The following is an 18,954-nucleotide window of genomic DNA, read 5'->3' as shown; positions in this document are numbered from 1 at the left end:
AAGTACAAGCGAGTCATTAAGTACAAGCGAATCATTGAGTACAAGTGAATCATTGAGTACGAGTGAGTCATTGAGTACAAGCGAATCATTAAGCACGAGTGAGTCATTAAGTGAAAGTGAATCGTTAAGCACGAGTGAATCGTTAAGCGAAAGTGAATCATTAAGCACAAGTGAATCGTTAAGCACAAGTGAATCATTGAGCACGAGTGAGTCATTGAGCACGAGCGAGTCATTGAGCACGAGCGAATCATTAAGCGAAAGTGAATCATTGAGCACGAGTGAATCATTGAGTACAAGCGAATCATTAAGCGAAAGTGAATCATTAAGTACAAGTGAATCGTTAAGCACGAGTGAGTCATTAAGTGAAAGCGAATCGTTAAGCACGAGTGAATCATTAAGTACAAGTGAATCATTGAGCACAAGCGAATCACTAAGCACAAGCGAGTCATTAAGTGAAAGCGAATCGTTAAGCACGAGCGAATCATTAAGTACAAGTGAATCATTAAGCACGAGTGAGTCATTAAGCGAAAGCGAATCATTAAGCACGAGTGAATCATTAAGTACAAGTGAATCATTGAGCACAAGTGAATCACTAAGCACAAGCGAGTCATTAAGTGAAAGCGAATCGTTAAGCACGAGCGAATCATTAAGTACAAGTGAATCATTAAGCACGAGTGAGTCATTAAGCGAAAGCGAATCATTAAGTACAAGTGAATCATTGAGCACAAGTGAGTCATTAAGTGAAAGTGAATCGTTAAGCACGAGTGAATCATTGAGCACGAGCGAATCATTAAGTGAAAGTGAGTCATTGAGCACAAGCGAGTCAACAAGTGACAGCACATCAGAAAGCACAAGTGAATCAACAAGCGAAAGTAGTTCAGAAAGCACGAGTGATTCAACAAGTGACAGCACATCAGAGAGCATGAGCGAGTCAACGAGCGAAAGTAGTTCAGAAAGCACAAGTGAATCAACGAGCGATAGTACTTCAGAGAGTACAAGTGATTCAACAAGTGAAAGCACTTCAGAAAGCATGAGTGACTCAATAATTGAAAGTGACGCTATGATTTCAGATGAGCCGACAAATACAGTTGGTACAAATATGAACAATATAGTTCAAGATGATAATTATGAAATAAATACATTAAATAATAATATTGAAGAGGTTTTAGATTCTAGTGAAATCATGGATCATAATGATGATCAATCTTCTGATGATGAAAAGTTACCTGATACAGGTGAAAGTAAGCAAAATTCTGGTTTAATGAGTGGCTTGCTTGCAGCTTTCGGTGGTGCTTTGTTACTTAGAAGTCGCCGTAAAAATAACCATGATAATCAGTAATTTTAAATTACAGGCTAAGGGATTTCTCTCTTAGCTTGTTTTATTTAATATAAATACTATATAATAATTTAAAAAGAGAATTGGGAAATGTTGGTTATTTTGTATATTTTATAATAATGCTAATTTGTAAAGAAGGGACTTTTTATGACAATATATAATATTAATTATAGTATTGGTTGGGCGAGCAGTGGTATCGAATATGCCCAATTTTATAGAGCTAAGATGCTTCGTGACCAAAAGGAAAGTTTGAAATTTGTGTTTTTAGATTTATTAACACATGAGAATATTCAAACTTTAACAAGTCACATGGGATATTATGACGATGAGATTATTTGGTTATACCAATATTTTACGGATATTAAAATTGCACCTACTTCTTATACAGTGGAAGATTTAATTGATACGCTTGATATGAAAATAACGCGTCGAGAAGAACAGAAAAAAACGATTAAATTATTTAGTGAAGTGAATCAAACGTATGTTGTTTGTTATTTGAAGGAACAAGGCAAGCCATATGTGGATAGAGCTGAGTTTGTTTCTCGTGGAAAATTAATTAGAAAAGACTTCTATACTTATACAAGAACATTCTCGGAATATTATGCGCCACATGAGAATAGAGCGAAAGTTTATATGAGACAATTTTATAATGAAGATGGTTCTATTGCTTATAATGAGTATTTAAATAATAACGGTCATTTATACATGTTTAAGGATCGAATTTTATATTCTAAACAAGAATTTGTTGCTTATTTTATGAAATGCTTGCATTTAACATCAAAGGATATTGTGATTGTTGACCGATCCAAAGGTATGGGACAACCTGTTATTCAAAATAAAGGCGATTCTAAGTTAGGCGTGGTCATTCATGCAGAACATTATAGTTCGAATTTCACGAATGATGACTATATACTATGGAATAATTATTATGAATATGTATTTTCTCATGTAAATGAAGTGGATTTTTATATTGCAGCAACAGATCGACAAAAAGCAGTTCTGAGTCATCAATTTAATCAATATTACGGAAATCTACCAAAGATATATACAGTGCCTGTTGGTAGTATTCATGATGTGATTAAGCCAGATAATAGAAAACCTTATTCAGTCATAACAGCATCAAGATTAGCCAGTGAAAAACATATAGATTGGTTAGTGAAAGCTGTCGTCAAAGCAAAACAATCTATTCCTGATTTGATATTTGATATATACGGAGAAGGCGCTGAAAGAAACATGCTTCAAAAATTAATCGAAGAAAATGAAGCGAATCACTATATCAAGCTTTTAGGACATGTGAAGTTACAAGATGTATATGCTAATTATGAATTGTTTTTCGCAGGTTCAACAAGTGAAGGTTTCGGTTTAACGTTGATGGAAGCTATCGGCTCTGGTTTAGGTATGATAGGATTTGATGTCGATTATGGAAACACAACATTTATTGGTCATAATGAAAATGGATATTTAATTCCTATCGATAAAAGTCACCAATCAGAACAAGAAATCGTCGACAATTTAGCCGAAGCGGTTATTCAATTTTTCAAAAATGATACTTCATCATTTCATGAGAAATCTTATGAACTTGCTGAACAATACAAGACTGACAATATTAAACAAAAGTGGTTTCACTTAATTGAAGAGGTGCTACATGATTAATCTATTTGAATCTTTTGATATAAGAACACAACGACTTTATAAAACATTTGAGAACGCAAAGATGAATGTACAAACAATTGTAATTGAAGAAGATGGATTCTTACCTTCAAATGTCATAACACCTTATCAATTTTTCGCTAATAATGATAATCATGCTTCAAAACCATTATTCTTTAACCAAGTGCCATTACCAAGATTTTGGGAAATTGAAGGTAATAATAATTCAGCAGAAATTAAAAATATGGGCGAAGTAAAAGGTAGAATTATATATAAGAAGAACTACGGTTTTAGAATAGTTGAGCGAATTGAATGGTTGAACAAACAAGGTAGAACACAAGTCATTGATTATTATAATGATAAAGGTTTAAAGTATGCGCAATTAATGGTTGATGATAATCAAAGACGCATTATTAAACGATGGTTTAATGATCGAAATGAAGAAATTATAAGTGAGAATTTCGTAACGAATGATATTATGTTGAAATGGAACGATAAAGAATATATCTTTCAATCAAAAGTTCAGTTTGTCATATTCTATTTAAAGATGAGCGAAATGCCGTTAGAAAGCTTTTTAATTAATTCTCTATCTATACCATTCGCAGTCCTTCATGACTTAAAAGTAGAAGGACACGACTATTTGTATTGGCAAGAACAAATTAAAGATGATTTACCGGGAAATATGAAGCTTATGTTAGCTGATAAGATGAGAGGTAGTAAAATTTTAATACCAAATAATGAGGAATATGATAAAGTACGTGAACTTATAGAATCTGAACATCAAAGTAGAATTGCGAAAGCAGGTTATGTATACGAGTTTAAAAATAATCATAAAGAAGCGCTCAATGTGCTTACATTAACGAACTCTGATCAGATTCCACATATTGAAGATATCGTTAAAGCTCATCCGCAATATCAATTTCATATTGTTGCTATTACTGAGATGTCTCAAAAGTTACTACAACTTAATAAATATCATAATGTCACGCTACATCCTGTAGCAACTAAAGAGAAAATTCATACTTTATATGAAACATGCGACATTTATTTAGATATTAACAAAGGTAATGAAATTCTGGATGCTATTAAAGTAGCATTTGAGCACCAGTTATTGATTTTAGGATATAAAGAGACAGTGCATAATGCGGATTATATTGCTAAAGAAAATCAATTCTCGTTAGAACATAAAGATCAATTTATCCATGCACTAAAAGAGATAGAAGCGGAACCTACATTAGCTGATGTTAAACGAGAAATTCAATTGAAGCATGCAAGTTCATTACAAGCACAAGCATTTGAAGCGTTGTTTGAATAATATACGCCTATAAAGCATACTCCTTTACTATGACCTTATCTTATTTCTTGGTATGATAAGTATGATATAAAGAATATTAAGATAAGAGGTGTTTCAAATGATGTTTATTGCTGCATTCATCCCTGTATTCATTGTTGGCTTTATTATTCTTGCTATTATGGAAGAGAAAAAGAAGAAAAAATAACTTTTCGACTTTTTATATAAATTGAATTTATCTAGACCTACCAATATTTGATGTTGGTAGGTATTTTTATTTTTAAAAATAAATTTTTTGAAAATTGTAAATTGACTCTATAAATAGACAATGGTAAGATATTTCTTATTAATCCAATCGGAATAATAAATTATTGGAGGGGACAAAGATGAAAAGAATGAAATTAGGATATTTTTTAACAGGTTTTGGACATCATGTTGCGAGTAGTAGACATCCTGACTCTATTAAAAAGGGTGGTATGAATTTAGAGAAGACGATTGAACAGGCGAAGATTTTGGAAAAGGCTAAGTTTGATTTCTTGTTTGTATCAGACAGTTTGTATGTAGATAAGAAGACACATCCTGATATGTTTTCATTTTTCGAACCTTTATCACTTATGTCTATTGTTGCTAGAGAAACGAAGCACTTGGGTCTTATTGTAACGGGTTCAACGACATATTCTGAACCATTCAATCTAGCAAGGATCTTTGCTTCTTTAGATCATTATAGTAATGGTAGAGCTGGTTGGAACATTGTTACTTCTGGAATTAATGCGACTGCATCAAATTTTAATGGAACAAATAATGTGGATCATGATTTAAGGTATGAGCAAGCGGATGAATTTGTAGAAGTTTCTAAACAGTTATGGCATTCATGGGAAGATGTGAATCCTGAAAAGTTACATGATGAGGGGAGATTATTGCCTGATTATCAACCTAAGACGATTGATTATAAAGGACGATTTTACAGTGTGAAAGGTCCGTTAAATATTGAACAACCGCCTCAAGGTCACCCTTTACTTGTGCAAGCAGGTTCTTCTAAGAAAGGTATTGATTTTGCGGCTAAGTATGCAGAAGTCGTGTTTACCGCTCAAAATGATGTGGATGCTGCGGTTCGTTTTGCTGAAAATTTAAAAAGTAAAGTTAAAGAAAAAAGAGGCGATCACCAAGACGTTGTGATTATGCCAGGAATATTTCCGTTTATTGGTGAAACGAGAGAAGCGGCAGAAAAAAATTATAACGAATTACAAGATTTGATTCCTAAAGAAATGGGATTAGAATTATTATCTTCTTATTTAGGTGATACAGATTTAAGTGGATATGAATTAAATACACCGTTTGCGGATATTGAAATCGATCAAGGAAACAATATTCAAAGTCGTGTTGATTTGATTAAAGAAACAGCTAAGAAACATCATTCTACACTTGAAGATGTTATGAAACATGTAGCTGGTGCAAGAGGTCACCATATTATCGTTGGGACGCCTGAAGATGTAGCAGATAGAATGGAAGAATGGTTTACGAAAGGTGCTGCAGATGGCTTTAATATTATGGCACCACTCAATCCTACACAATTCCAATTATTTGTAGATAAAGTGGTTCCAATATTACAAGATAGAGGGTTAGTGCAAGAAGATTATAGCGAAGGAACATTACGAGAAAAAATTGGATTAAGTTATGCTAAGCAACATAATTAAGAACGATTAAAACAGTTAAAGCTGTTATTCTTCTGAAGAGGTGGTCATCAATATGTATGTAGCTTTTACACTTGTTTCATGTGCATTCTTTATCGGTATTGTCGCTTGGTATTCTTATTATAAGACGAAAAATACAGTAAATAGTTCTGGCGGATTTTTCTTAGGTGGAAGAGGGTTAACCGGCGGATTTATCGCAGGTGCCTTAATTCTTACTAATTTATCTGCCGAGCAATTAATAGGATTAAACGGACAAGGTTATCAGAATAACTTATCAAGTATGGGATGGGAAGTAACAGCTGGATTTTCAGTCATTGTATTAGCGACTATTCTATTACCCAAATATTTAGGAGGCGCCTTTACGACGCTTCCTGAATTTATAAATACACGTTTCGACCATCAAACGAGATTATTAATTGTCGTGTTATTTATGGTGGGTTATGGTTTCATTACCATTCCTTCAGTACTGTATTCAGGCTCTTTAGCTGTGATACAAATTTTTGATATACCGAATATGTTTGACATTACGTACGAACGATCCATCTGGATTATCGTTTGGGTGATTGGTATTATCGGAATGCTGTATGCAGTTCTTGGTGGATTAAAAGCAATTGCCATTTCAGATACATTAAATGGTATCGGATTGTTGATTGTCGGGGTACTAGTACCGATACTTGGATTTATTGCACTTGGCGATGGCAGTATGTTAGCGGGCATGAAAACAATCGCTACAGAACATCCAGAAAAGCTTAATTCAATCGGTTCACAACAAGATGATGTGCCCTTTGGTTCGATTTTTACAGGTATGATTTTTGCTAATTTATTCTACTGGGGTACGAATCAATATGTAATTCAAAGAACGCTCGGTGCGAAAAGTTTAGCAGAAGGTCAAAAAGGTGCGTTATTTACAGGATTTCTTAAAATTCTTGTACCATTCTTAATGATGATACCAGGCGTTATCGCATATCATTTATACGGTTCAGGATTAAAGAATATGGATTTAGCTTATCCAACTTTAACAAAAGACGTCTTTCCAACATTTTTAAATGGTTTCTTTCTAGCTGTACTATTAGGTGCCGTATTCTCGAGCTTTAATGCGTTGCTCAATAGTGCATCAACATTGTTTGTTTATGATATTTATAAAGTACTCATCAACAAAGAAGCGACTGATAGACAAATGATCAGAGTGAGTCAATGGTTTGGCGTAATCTTGGCGCTTATCACATTCTTTATTTCACCAATGTTAATGAATGCACCACAAGGATTATGGACAATCATTCGTCAGTTTACAGGATTTTTCAATATACCTATCATCGCAATTGTACTGGTAGGGATATTTTCTAAAAGAATTCCAGCTATCGGACCTAAAATTGTGATCATATCACATGTCATTGTTTACTATTTACTCATATGGGGCTTGCCAATGTTTTTCCATTATGAGATGACGATAAACTTTATTTACATACAAGGATTATTGTTTGTCATTGAAGTACTTTTAATGATTGTTATTGGAGCAATTAAGCCATTAAGTACACCATATCAATTCAAACCAAATCCTAAAGTGGATATGACACCATGGAAATACACCATTCCAGTAACAGTAGTCTTATTTGGGTCAATGATATTTACATTTGTATTGTTCTCGCCAATAGGACTAGCCTCACAAGAGAATATCGTTTCACCATTGTTCTGGCCAATGGTCGTAGCACTTGTTATAGTAGTGGGCGTTCTGTATTACGTCAGTCTAAAACAATGGTCACATAAATACGAATCAACCCTAAAGCAGCAATACAATAAACAACTCAAAGAAGAATTAAATATAGAACAACAAGGAAATGTTTTACCGAATAGCTTAGAACAGTCGATAAAATGATGATAGATAGTGTGGTAATATATATAGTGTAATTTTACTTGTATAAGTTCAGAAAAATGTGTTAAAATTTAGGAGCAATATAAATAACCATCAGGCTCCGGTTAGAGGACTGATGGTTAATAAGTAAAGGCTCACAGGTGGATTGTGAATACGAAACGAACCTTAATAGGTGTAAGCTAACTATACTGCGAATATAGTTAGCTTATTTTTTATGCCATTTTTTCCATTGGTAGTATTGATACATGATATTAATCTTAGACTTCAATTTATGATCGTGTCTTAAAAAAGCAGAGCTTCTCCAAAAGTGTTTCCAACCTTTCTTTGACCAATTATCAAATGTTAGAAACTGACCTCTTGTTCGCAGTGCTTTTGGTTTATTGAGATAGAATACATTTTTAATTAAGCCGACACCAATTAATGGTCGATAACGATTCTTTGCGCTATATGGTTCTAAAGGAATGTTGATTAAAGCATGTTTGAACATCTTAGTCCAAGTCTTCGGATTTTCTTGTCGATAGATACGCATCGCTTCCTGTAAATCATTAGGCAATTGATAGTTCAGAACACGTCCATCCAAGCGCTTAACTTTTACATAAAAATACATTTTAGACACAGATAAAAATTACCTCCGAGCGAAAATTAATACCATAATTATACAATAAAAATATATGGAAGGTCTAACAAGAATATAAGAAGAGAAGGGGGAATGTTGGAGGTGTGAATATTGTAAGTGAGGTGCGACAAGCAATGTTCAGGACCTCGTATTTATCAAGACTCATCAAACAAGCAACATAGAAACTCCGTATATTGCAAGACTGCCGAAAGAAGATAATGGCATCATATGTTAAAATAACAGTAATTAAAATGAATGCTACTAATGTTGAATAACGATAAACAGAATACCTCTATTGACGCCAATCGTACCTATTGTTAGCAATTATGCGATTTAAAGAGCGTTAGGTGTTATGAGGTGCATTATGTATAATAAAAGAAATAGATTTAAGGAGGGGTTTTATGAGTAGGCAAAGAGTTTCAGCATCTCAAGTAGCCAAATTAGCAAATGTATCTCAATCAACAGTATCGAGAGTATTTACACCTGGTGCAAGTGTGTCTGAAAAAGCACGAAAAAAAGTTATGGCCGTTGCGAATGAATTGAATTATAAGCCGAATGCATTAGCAAGAGGGCTTATTATGAATAAGACAAATCTAGTAGGTATTGCGATGAAAGCAGTGCAGAATCCTTTCTACCATGAAACACTTGCAATATTTACGAAAAAATTAAAAGAAATTGGCTATTCTGTGCTATTTGTAAATTCAGAGAATGAAGAAATACAGCAAGAAGAAATCAATCAATTTTTAGAATATAATGTCGAAGCGATTATAGTGACAGATGCGATTTTGTCTTCTGGTTTAGTTGATAAATTATCTAAAGCACAAATTCCAGTCATCTTATTTAATAGGAGAGATGAATCTTCAGATAGTTATTCAGTAACGTGTGATAATATCAATGCTGCGACGAATATTGCAGATTATTTCTATCAAAGAGGACACAAACATAATGTGTTTATTTCAGGATTATTGAACACTTCTACGAACCAAGAGCGATTAACTGGATTTAAACGTTATTTTGACGAGAAGAACATGGAAATAGATGTTATTCATGGTGACTATACATACGAAAAAGCTTATCATCTTACTTATGAATTTTTAAAATCAGGGAAAAAGATAGATGCATTATTTGGTGCAAATGACGTTACAGCACTAGGCGCCTTAGATGCAATTAAAGCGTATGGTCTATCTGTTCCAGAAGACGTTGAAGTTATAGGATTTGATGATATTAAGATGGCTTCTTGGCCAAACAATAATCTCTCAACTTGGTCGCAACCTATTGAGGAAATGGTTGATGGTGTCATAAATATTTTAACAGATCCAAATAGCGTGGTTGAGCGAGATCAGTATATTCAAGGAAAATTGCTTAAACGAAAAACAACTGTACATACTTGACAAATGTAAGCGTTTAACATAATCTTGTTATAACACAAATTGCATACGTATTCATACTTTTGAAATGTTCAAAAGTATTCTTATATATTACATTTTGAATACGTATGCAAAAATATAGGAGGTAATTGCAAATGAAGTTTATCAAAGAAGGTATGGCTGAAGCAATCGTAAAAGAAAGTGACGAAAAGACGAAACAAATTGTTGCAAATACTTTGAAAGACATTGAAGAACAAGGTGATAAAGCAGTAAGAGATTTATCGATTAAGTTTGATAAATGGGATCCTGAACAATTTAAATTATCTCAAGCACAAATTGAAGAAATAGTAGACTCTATTCCTGAAGACGTTAAACATGATATTGCATTTGCTCAAGATAATATTAAGAAATTCGCAGAAGCACAAAGAGACTCTATGAAAGATATTCATGTTGAAGTTATGCCGGGCGTATTTTTAGGACATAAAAATATACCTGTAGAAAGTGTAGGATGTTACATACCTGGTGGTCGATATCCAATGATCGCATCGGCACATATGAGTATTTTAACAGCTAAAGTTGCAGGTGTAGAGCGTGTTATTGCTTGTACACCTCCTATTAATGGAGAAATTCCAAAAACAACTGTCTATGCTATGCATAAAGCAGGAGCTGATGAAATTTATATATTAGGCGGCATTCAAGCTATGGGAAGTATGGCAATTGGTACAGAAACGATTCAACCAGTTGATATGATTGTAGGTCCAGGTAATGCATTTGTTGCTGAAACGAAACGCCAAGTGTTTGGTCGCGTAGGTATAGATTTATTAGCTGGCCCGACTGAAACTCTAGTCATTGCTGATGAAACAAGTGAGCCAGAAATGATTGCAACAGATATTTTAGGGCAAGGTGAACACGGTCCAACATCACCAGGTGCTATTATTTCTACTTCTGAAGAAATTGCGAAAGAAGCGATGAAAGAAATTGAGAGACAATTAGAAACTTTACCTACAGCTGATGTAGCCAGAGAATCTTGGAATAATTATGGTCAAGTGATTGTTGTTGAGGATGATCAAGAAGCAGTTAAAGAAGCTAATAAATTAGCATTCGAACATGTTGAAATATTAACGAAAGATCCAAGTTATTATTTAGAACATATGAAAAATTATGGTGCATTATTCTTAGGTCCAGAAACAAACGTTGCTTATGGTGACAAAGTCATCGGTACAAACCATACTTTACCAACGAAACAAGCAGCGAAATATACAGGTGGCCTATGGGTTGGTAAATTCTTAAAAACAGTGACATACCAACATATAGACGATCCTGAACAAAGTGCAATGATTGGTGAGTATGCAGCAAGACTTTGCCAGTTAGAGAACTTTGCAGGCCATGCAGAACAAGCATTATTACGTGTTAGAAAATATGGTAATCAATAGTCAACAGTGAATGCTTAATTAAGGAGGCTTTACAATGTTAGGGATAATAGGACTTATCGGGGGACTCGTGTTACTGACGATATTAGTAATGCGTGGCATGAATTTGTTAATTGTTGCACCAATATCAGCATTGTTTGTTGCTTTATTAAATGGCGTGCCCGTCTTTTCACAATTTGCCGAAAAAGGACAAACTGACTTTATAACCGGATATATGGAGGGCTTTTCAGGGTTTATAACTTCTTGGTATTTGATGTTCTTAACAGGTGCCATATTCGGTAAAGTCATGGAAGATAGTGGTGCAGCTGAAAGTGTATCGCATTGGATTATTAGTAAAATAGGTATGAAGCGAGCCGTACTCGCAATCGTCCTTGCATGTGGCGTCTTAACATATGGTGGGGTAAGTCTATTTGTTGTAGCATTTGCAGTATATCCAATGGCTGTTAGTTTATTTAAAGAATCCAATTATCCAAGAAGGTTTATTCCAGCCGCTTTAGCATTAGGATCTACAACATTTACAATGACTTCAGCCGGTTCTCCTGAAATACAAAATTGGATACCTATTCCTTACTTGCACACAAGTCCCTATGCAGCATGGGAAGTCAGCCTTGTGACAGCACTCTTTATGTTAATAGCTGGATATCTGTGGCTCATGCATATGATTAAAAAAGCAAAACGAAATGGTGAGGTATTTATTGAAAGAGAGAATGATGAATTTGAAAAAAGAAACCATTTACCGAATCCTTTTTTAAGTATGATTCCATTATTTGTTGTATTAATCGTGTCTTTTCTACTACATAACGTACTTGAACAATCAGCGCTCATTATTTCCCTATCCAGCGGAATTATAGCAACATGGTTATTAAATCGTAGTTATTTCAGAGATTTTTGGAAAGCAGTAGGAAAAGGAACGGAAGGTGCGTTAATAGCACTTGGTAATACATCAGCAGTAGTAGGTTTTGGGAGTGTAGCTAAGATTACACCAGCCTTTAATGATGCGATAGAATATGTGACACATTTAAACGGATCGCCACTCATAACTGGGGCGATCGCTGTAATGGTTATCGCAGGTTTAACAGGTTCATCTTCAGGTGGACAAACAATCGCGTTGCCAATACTCGCGCCACATTATATAGATATGGGTGTAGATACAGAAGCATTGCATAGAACAGTAGCATTATCATCAGGGACATTAGACTCCTTACCACACGGTGGTTATGCCGTTACTACAATTAGATCTATAGCAGGAGAAACACACAAAGACGCATATCCAGCATTCGGCGCAATGACCGTACTCGTCCCAATCGCAGCTGTTATCATAGCCATTATATTATTCACTTTAGGCATGTAATTGAATGTATATAGAAATAGACAAAATATACCAAATTATGATATTATGTAAATGAAAAAGGACAACGTGGTGGAACACGTTGCCCGATGAGCCCGTTCGAAAGACGGTGACTGAAGTTTTTAGAACAATAATAAGTAATCATTCCAGAACTCCGTCAAAAGTTGGAATGGTTACTTTTTGAATGTTGCTAATTAATATTAAACCACTGATTGATATGACAACCATTAGAATTTCATAATCAGTCATTCTACTACTTTCAAGGAGCAAAAACCAACATCATAGGCATCACCCTTGAAATAGAGATTAGCCACTATCTTTCGAACTTGCTTATATTAATATAAAAATAAAATCAATCATTCCGTAAACTTGATTAATAGTTGGGAATGGTTATTTTTTTGTAATAATTTAATGCTCATAGCACAAATTAAAGAGTATTTAATATAATTTGTTTAAAGTACAAGAAGCGGGTGATTAATAATGAAAGTGGTTCATACTAATGACATCAATAAACAAGTACTCATCGATTTGTTTATTGATAACTGGGGAGATGATGAAATGGTTGTCTCTTCAGGAACTTATCAATTATCAGATTTACCAGGATTTGTTGCGTTCGATGAAGCGGAAATAATCGGTGTGATTACATATATAATAAGAAATGATCAAATAGAAATTATTTCATTGGATAGTTTTAGAGAGAATGTAGGAATAGGAAGTCAATTGTTGAAAAAGTTAGAAGAAATATCTGAGGAAAAGGATATAACAAAAATTACAGTCATAACAACAAATGATAACTTAAATGCTTTGAAGTTCTATCAAAAAAGAGGATATAGCATCATAAAAGTCATATCAAATGCAGTAGAAAAAGCAAGAAAGCAAAAACCATCCATTCCACTATTAGCAGAAAATGGGATTCCAATTCGAGATGAAATAGTGTTGGAGAAATATTTGTAGAGAATTGAAAAGTCTAGAACAATGATGTCCTAGACTCTTCCCTACGCCTCTATGATATATCTATATATTTCGTCTTTTACAGGTGATTCCATAGATAATGTCATTGTGACGATATTTTGTTGTTTAGCATTTGGCATGATTGTTTGTTCTGCCGAATCTTTAATGTAATGTGCTTTTCCCAGGTAATAAAATTCTTTTCCGTCTGCCACGTCTTCTTTCTTTACAAAGATATACATGTCTATATTATTTTCTTGATGTGCTAAGATTTTTTGGACTTCTTTTGATTCGAATTTCCAGTGATTTATTATATGAAAACTAAGAATATGATATATTCTTAATAATTAATAACATTTGTAATGTTTACTAAAGGCGGTTATGTTTTGAAGAAGCAAAGATTAAAGTTGAGTACGCTTGTGATTATTGTGGTTTGTATTGTGGTGCTATTTTCTTTATTAATTACGTGTTTATTAATCAGTAATACGATTAAGGATACGATTCATAGTACGACGAAGGAGAAGGCGGAGGTTATTGGTAAGGCGATTGCTGGTTCTGAGGTTGTGCAGAAGTCTTTGGCTGAGGGTAGTGATGGTCGTAAGATTCAAGATTATACGTCTAAGATTCAAAAAACAACGGACGTGAGTTTTATTGTTGTGATGGATATGAATGGAATTAGAAAGTCTCACCCGAATGAGAAATTGATTGGTAAGCATTTTAAAGGTGGCGATGAAGGGGATGTCTTACATGGTAAGGCTGGTTCGTCTATTGCGAAAGGTACGCTTGGTTTAACGATGCGTGCTTTCACGCCTATTTATGCTGATGGTAAACAAGTGGGTGCGGTATCGGTTGGTGTGCCAATGCAGACGGTGTATGAAGCTTTAGCAGATGGTAATAAGAAAATTATGATTGGATCTGTAATTGGTTTAATTGTAGGTGCTATTGGCGCGTATTTATTATCGATTTATATTAAGCGTATTTTGTTAGGACTTGAACCTTCACATATCGCGAAAATTCTAGGTGAACGTAATACGATGTTACAGTCTGTTCATGAAGGGATTGTGGCAGTGGATAAAGATGGCAAAATTAATTTGGTTAATAAGTCTGCAATGGATATTTTTAAGAAAGCAGGTCTTAAAGGAGATCCTATAGGTATGCCAATTAATGATTATATGGCTTCGACGCAATTACCTAAGATTGTTGAGCTTGGAAAGCCTGAACTTGATAAAGAACAAGATATTAACGGCGTGAAGATATTGGTTAATAGAGTACCGTTAATTGTGAATAATGAAATAGTGGGTGCGATATCAACGTTTAGGGATAAGACGGAAGTGCATAAATTATCGGAGCAGTTAGTAGGTGTTCGGACTTATGCAGATACGTTAAGAGCACAATCGCATGAATTTAGTAATAGATTGCATGTAATTTCTGGTATGTTGCAGATGGAACATTACGATGATTTAAAACAGTACATACGCGAAATTGTAGAACTTGGTAGTCAAGAAAGTGGAGATATCACATCGAAGGTTAAAGATGCAGCATTAGCTGGTTTCTTAATTGGTAAGCTTAGTCTGGCACGCGAACAACAAATCAAGCTTTCTATAGTTAATCATGCTACGATACCAGAACCGAAAGATTCACATGTTACGCATGAAGTGATTACAATTATCGGTAATTTAATTGATAATAGTATAGACTCATTAGTATCATCATCACTTAAAAAGAAAACAATTGACGTACATTTAAACTATAAACAGGATCAGTTAATGATAGATGTAATAGATTCAGGTGTAGGACTCAATCATGAACTAGATGAACATATATTTGAAAAAGGCTTTTCTTCTAAAGGAGAGAATAGAGGATATGGTTTGCACCTTGTTCAACAAAGTGTTGAAAAGCTTGATGGTCAAATATCAATTAATGCGCATGAAGCAGGAAATGTACAGTTCTCAGTTGTTATAAACTATCCGAAAAAGGACGAAGATAAATGTTAAATATACTTATAGTTGAAGATGACCCAATGGTTGCGCAAATCAATCGTCAATTTATAGAAAAAATAGATCCTGAAGCGTTAGTTGATTTTGCACAGAATGTAACAGAAGCAATGGAAGTCATTCAGTCAAAGACGATCGATTTATTATTGTTAGATATATACATGCCAGAAGAAAATGGCTTAACTTTTTTGAAATATGTAAGAGAGCAAGGTTATCAAGTAGATGCGATATTGATAACAGCTGCTACAGATGCTGAAGATATTCAGACGGCGTTCAGATATGGTGCGGTAGATTATTTAATTAAACCATTTGAATTTGAAAGATTTAAGAAGTCTTTACTTAAATACAAACAAGGACAGACTTTCTTTAAAGGTAATCATCAAATTAAACAAGCAGATATTGACGCAGAGTTCTTGAATAAACAAGTTGTTACAGATGATTCAGAATTGAAATTGCCAAAAGGTGTCACAAAAGAAACGTTACAAAGCATCATTGAGAAGATGAATGACTTTGAAGATCATGCATTTTCAACAGATGATATTTCTAAAGCAGTTAATATTTCAAGAGTATCTGTAAGAAAGTATTTAAAATTCTTAACAGATATTGAAGTACTGGAAGAGTCTTTAACATATGGTATTGGCCGACCGATCTACTTCTATAAGTTAAACAAAGACAACTTAAAATATTTACAAGGATATATGTCATGATATATCTCAATAAAAAACCAAACGATTCAGTTCGTTTGGTTTTTTTAATTACAAAAAGATAATTAAAATTTCATAAGCTATAATTTTTGGTTGCGTTTTCATAAAATGAGTTTATATCAATTAAGGGGGATAAAAATGGATACGAAGACCAATTTGGAAGCGGTTACCGAGAATGAGTTACCTATCCAAAATAATATAAAAAGCTTATGGGAAAAATTGATGAAAGCTAAAGTTGGTGTATTGCCATTACCGTTATACATTGTCTTAGCTGCAATTATATTAACAGCATCTATATATAATACGTTACCAGCAGATATGATTGGTGGATTTGCTGTCATTATGATTTTAGGAATGTTGCTCGGTGATTTAGGGCAGAGAATTCCTATATTAAAAGAAATAGGTGGTCCGGCTATATTAGCATTGCTTGTACCTTCTATTTTAGTGTTTTTAAACGTGATTAATACATCTTCAATGGAAGCCGTTACGACTTTGATGAAGACGTCTAATTTCTTGTATTTCTATATTTCTTGTTTAGTAGTCGGCAGTATTTTAGGAATGAATAGGAAAGTATTAATTCAAGGTTTCACACGCATGTTTGTACCTTTAATAGTGGGTACAGTCTTAGCTATCTTAGCAGGTATGTTAGTTGGATTATTGTTTGGATATGATTTACAACATACTTTCTTCTATATCGTTGTTCCAATTATAGGTGGTGGTATTGGTGAAGGGATACTTCCATTATCTATTGCATATTCATCTATTTTAGGTGGATCAGCAGAATCATTCGTATCTCAAATGATCCCAGCAGCTGTTATTGGGAATATCTTCGCAGTTGTCAGTGCAGGACTTATGATGCGTTTAGGAGAAAAGAAAAAGCATCTTTCAGGAAATGGGAAGTTAGTAAAATCTGAAGATGGTAATGAAGTTCCTGAAGAAAAAGAAAAAGTCATTGATTTCTCACTAATGGGTGCAGGTTTACTCATTGCTTGTACATTCTTTATTGTTGGTACACTTGGTCAGAAATTCATTGGTGTCCCAGGACCGGTTATTATGATTTTATTTGCGACATTAATTAAATGTCTTAAAGTGATGCCACACAAAATGGAAGACGGAGCGCATAATTTATACAAATTTATATCAACAAGTTTAACTTGGCCGTTAATGGTCGGTCTCGGTATGCTTTATATTCCTTTAGAAGACGTTGTGAAGATTGTGACACCAGCCTACGTTATCGTATGTGCTTCAGTTGTATTCATCATGATGTTATCAGGATATTTCGTAGGAAAATTAATGAAGATGTATCCCGTTGATGCAGCAATCGTAACAGGTTGTCATAGTGGATTAGGTGGAACAGGAGATGTTGCGATATTATCAGCATCTAAACGTATGGCATTAATGCCGTTTGCACAAGTGGCTACTAGAATCGGTGGTGTATCTACCGTAATCTTAGCATCACTTTTATTAAAATTATTAAGCTAAATATATATAAATAAGGAGTAAATAAAAATGACTGAAAGTAATGAATACGGAGAATCTATAAATTTACATCAAGAACGCGCAGGTAAAATTGAAATCACGAGCAAAGTAGATGTGACGTCAGAAGAAGACTTAAGTGTTGTCTATACACCAGGTGTTTCTGCAGTATGTAGAGCAATTGCTGAAGATGAAACAAAAGTAAATACTTTAACTGCTAGAGGTAACATGATTGCAGTTATTACAGACGGAACAGCCGTACTTGGTTTAGGTGATATCGGTCCGAAAGCAGCCATTCCTGTTATGGAAGGTAAGAGTATTCTCTTTAAAAAACTTGCGAATGTTGATGCTTTTCCAATTTCATTAGACACGAAAGATACTGAAGAAATCATATCAATTATTAAAGCGTTACAACCTAATTTTTCAGGTATCAATTTAGAAGATATTTCAGCACCTCGTTGCTTTGAAATAGAGAAGCGTTTAATAGAAGAATTAGATATACCTGTATTTCATGATGATCAACATGGAACAGCAATTGTCGTACTTGCAGCACTAATCAATGCACTTAAAGTTGTAGATAAAACGGATAAAGATGCCAAAATCATTATAAATGGTGCAGGTTCAGCAGGCATTGCGATTGCGAAATTATTGTTAGAAGCAGGTTGTCAAAATATCACCCTCGTTAGTCTAGAGGGGGTCTTAAATAAATCAGAAGAATGGTTGAATGATGCACAAAGAGATATTGCAGAATATACAAATTTTGATAATGTACAAGGTACTCTAGAAGATGTCATTAAGGATGCAGATGTATTTATTGGCGTATCAGGTCCAAAAGCATTATCAAAAGAACATGTTCAATCCATGAACAACGATCCAATTATCTTTGCATTAGCGAATCCAACACCAGAAATTTATCCAGAAGAAGCGTATGAAGCGGGTGCAGCAATCGTTGGAACAGGTCGTTCAGACTATCCAAATCAAATTAATAATCTGTTAGCATTCCCTGGTATATTTAGAGGTGTATTAGATGCCAAGACACAACATATCACAACTGAAATGAAAATAGCTGCAGCAAAAGCCATAGCAGCAACGATTCATAAAGACGAACTCAATGCAAATTATGTCATTCCAAATTCATTAGAAAAAAGAGTCGTCAATCAAGTAGCAGCATCAGTCCAACAATGCGTAGAAAATAAAACAGAAATTTTGGTGTAAGATATATTTAGAAATAGT

15 protein-coding genes are annotated in these 18,954 nt (G+C 34.2%); 13 read left to right on the top strand and 2 right to left on the bottom strand.

All coding sequences use genetic code 11. The features are described from left to right. The 5 genes from CD035_RS09755 to CD035_RS09735 form a co-directional block, all read left to right on the top strand. Positions 1–1,339, top strand: a 1,339-nt coding sequence (locus CD035_RS09755) for an LPXTG cell wall anchor domain-containing protein (RefSeq protein ID WP_219728647.1), incomplete at its 5' end; no start/stop codon positions are given. Positions 1,340–1,483: 144 nt separating this feature from the next. Further along, a complete protein-coding gene (gtfA, locus tag CD035_RS09750) occupies positions 1,484–2,989 on the top strand; it encodes an accessory Sec system glycosyltransferase GtfA (protein ID WP_048540419.1) in 1,506 nt (501 codons plus the stop codon). Further along, complete coding sequence (gene gtfB, locus CD035_RS09745) at positions 2,982–4,301, top strand: accessory Sec system glycosylation chaperone GtfB (RefSeq protein WP_048540420.1); 1,320 nt, start codon at positions 2,982–2,984, stop codon at positions 4,299–4,301. Before gtfA ends, gtfB begins: the two co-directional genes overlap by 8 nt. Positions 4,302–4,663: 362 nt before the next feature. Continuing rightward, positions 4,664–5,971: an LLM class flavin-dependent oxidoreductase gene (locus tag CD035_RS09740; protein WP_048540421.1), complete on the top strand. Its 1,308-nt coding sequence runs from the start codon at positions 4,664–4,666 to the stop codon at positions 5,969–5,971. A 52-nt stretch (positions 5,972–6,023) separates the two neighbouring features. Next, positions 6,024–7,841, top strand: a complete 1,818-nt coding sequence (locus tag CD035_RS09735; RefSeq protein WP_048540422.1) for a solute:sodium symporter family transporter — start codon at positions 6,024–6,026, stop codon at positions 7,839–7,841. A 202-nt stretch (positions 7,842–8,043) separates the two neighbouring features. Here CD035_RS09735 and CD035_RS09730 read toward each other — a convergent pair whose 3' ends face one another. Further along, positions 8,044–8,445, bottom strand: coding sequence for a DUF7679 family protein (locus CD035_RS09730; protein WP_075578433.1), 402 nt, complete (start codon positions 8,443–8,445; stop codon positions 8,044–8,046). A 410-nt stretch (positions 8,446–8,855) separates the two neighbouring features. Here CD035_RS09730 and CD035_RS09725 point away from each other — a divergent pair, with 410 nt between their 5' ends. The 4 genes from CD035_RS09725 (at position 8,856) to CD035_RS09710 (ending at position 13,553) form a co-directional block, all read left to right on the top strand. Next, a complete protein-coding gene (locus tag CD035_RS09725) occupies positions 8,856–9,845 on the top strand; it encodes a LacI family DNA-binding transcriptional regulator (RefSeq protein WP_048540424.1) in 990 nt (329 codons plus the stop codon). Positions 9,846–9,976: 131 nt separating this feature from the next. Continuing rightward, positions 9,977–11,254, top strand: coding sequence for a histidinol dehydrogenase (gene hisD / locus CD035_RS09720; RefSeq protein ID WP_048540425.1), 1,278 nt, complete (start codon positions 9,977–9,979; stop codon positions 11,252–11,254). A 34-nt stretch (positions 11,255–11,288) separates the two neighbouring features. Further along, positions 11,289–12,602, top strand: a complete 1,314-nt coding sequence (locus CD035_RS09715; RefSeq protein ID WP_048540426.1) for a GntP family permease — start codon at positions 11,289–11,291, stop codon at positions 12,600–12,602. Positions 12,603–13,079: 477 nt separating this feature from the next. Next, positions 13,080–13,553, top strand: a complete 474-nt coding sequence (locus tag CD035_RS09710) for a GNAT family N-acetyltransferase (RefSeq protein WP_048540427.1) — start codon at positions 13,080–13,082, stop codon at positions 13,551–13,553. 41 nt (positions 13,554–13,594) lie between these two features. Here CD035_RS09710 and CD035_RS09705 read toward each other — a convergent pair whose 3' ends face one another. After that, positions 13,595–13,858 carry a DUF3427 domain-containing protein gene (locus CD035_RS09705; protein ID WP_255209535.1) on the bottom strand — a complete coding sequence of 88 codons (264 nt, stop codon included), beginning with the start codon at positions 13,856–13,858 and terminating at the stop codon, positions 13,595–13,597. Between the two features lie 75 nt (positions 13,859–13,933). Here CD035_RS09705 and dcuS point away from each other — a divergent pair, with 75 nt between their 5' ends. From dcuS to CD035_RS09685, 4 genes are all read left to right on the top strand, one after another. Beyond that, positions 13,934–15,541, top strand: a complete 1,608-nt coding sequence (gene dcuS, locus CD035_RS09700; protein WP_048540429.1) for a DcuS/MalK family sensor histidine kinase — start codon at positions 13,934–13,936, stop codon at positions 15,539–15,541. Then, positions 15,535–16,248 (top strand): response regulator, encoded by a 714-nt coding sequence (locus CD035_RS09695; RefSeq protein WP_048540430.1) that lies wholly within the window; start codon positions 15,535–15,537, stop codon positions 16,246–16,248. Before dcuS ends, CD035_RS09695 begins: the two co-directional genes overlap by 7 nt. A gap of 135 nt (positions 16,249–16,383) precedes the next feature. Then, a complete protein-coding gene (locus tag CD035_RS09690) occupies positions 16,384–17,727 on the top strand; it encodes a 2-hydroxycarboxylate transporter family protein (RefSeq protein ID WP_048540431.1) in 1,344 nt (447 codons plus the stop codon). A gap of 27 nt (positions 17,728–17,754) precedes the next feature. Next, complete coding sequence (locus CD035_RS09685; RefSeq protein WP_048540432.1) at positions 17,755–18,936, top strand: NAD(P)-dependent malic enzyme; 1,182 nt, start codon at positions 17,755–17,757, stop codon at positions 18,934–18,936. Positions 18,937–18,954 lie beyond the last annotated feature (18 nt).

It is taken from the genome of Mammaliicoccus sciuri (assembly GCF_002901825.1).
Classification (GTDB): Bacteria; Bacillota; Bacilli; order Staphylococcales; family Staphylococcaceae; genus Mammaliicoccus; species Mammaliicoccus sciuri.
This window is presented reverse-complemented; position numbering and strand designations above follow the sequence as displayed.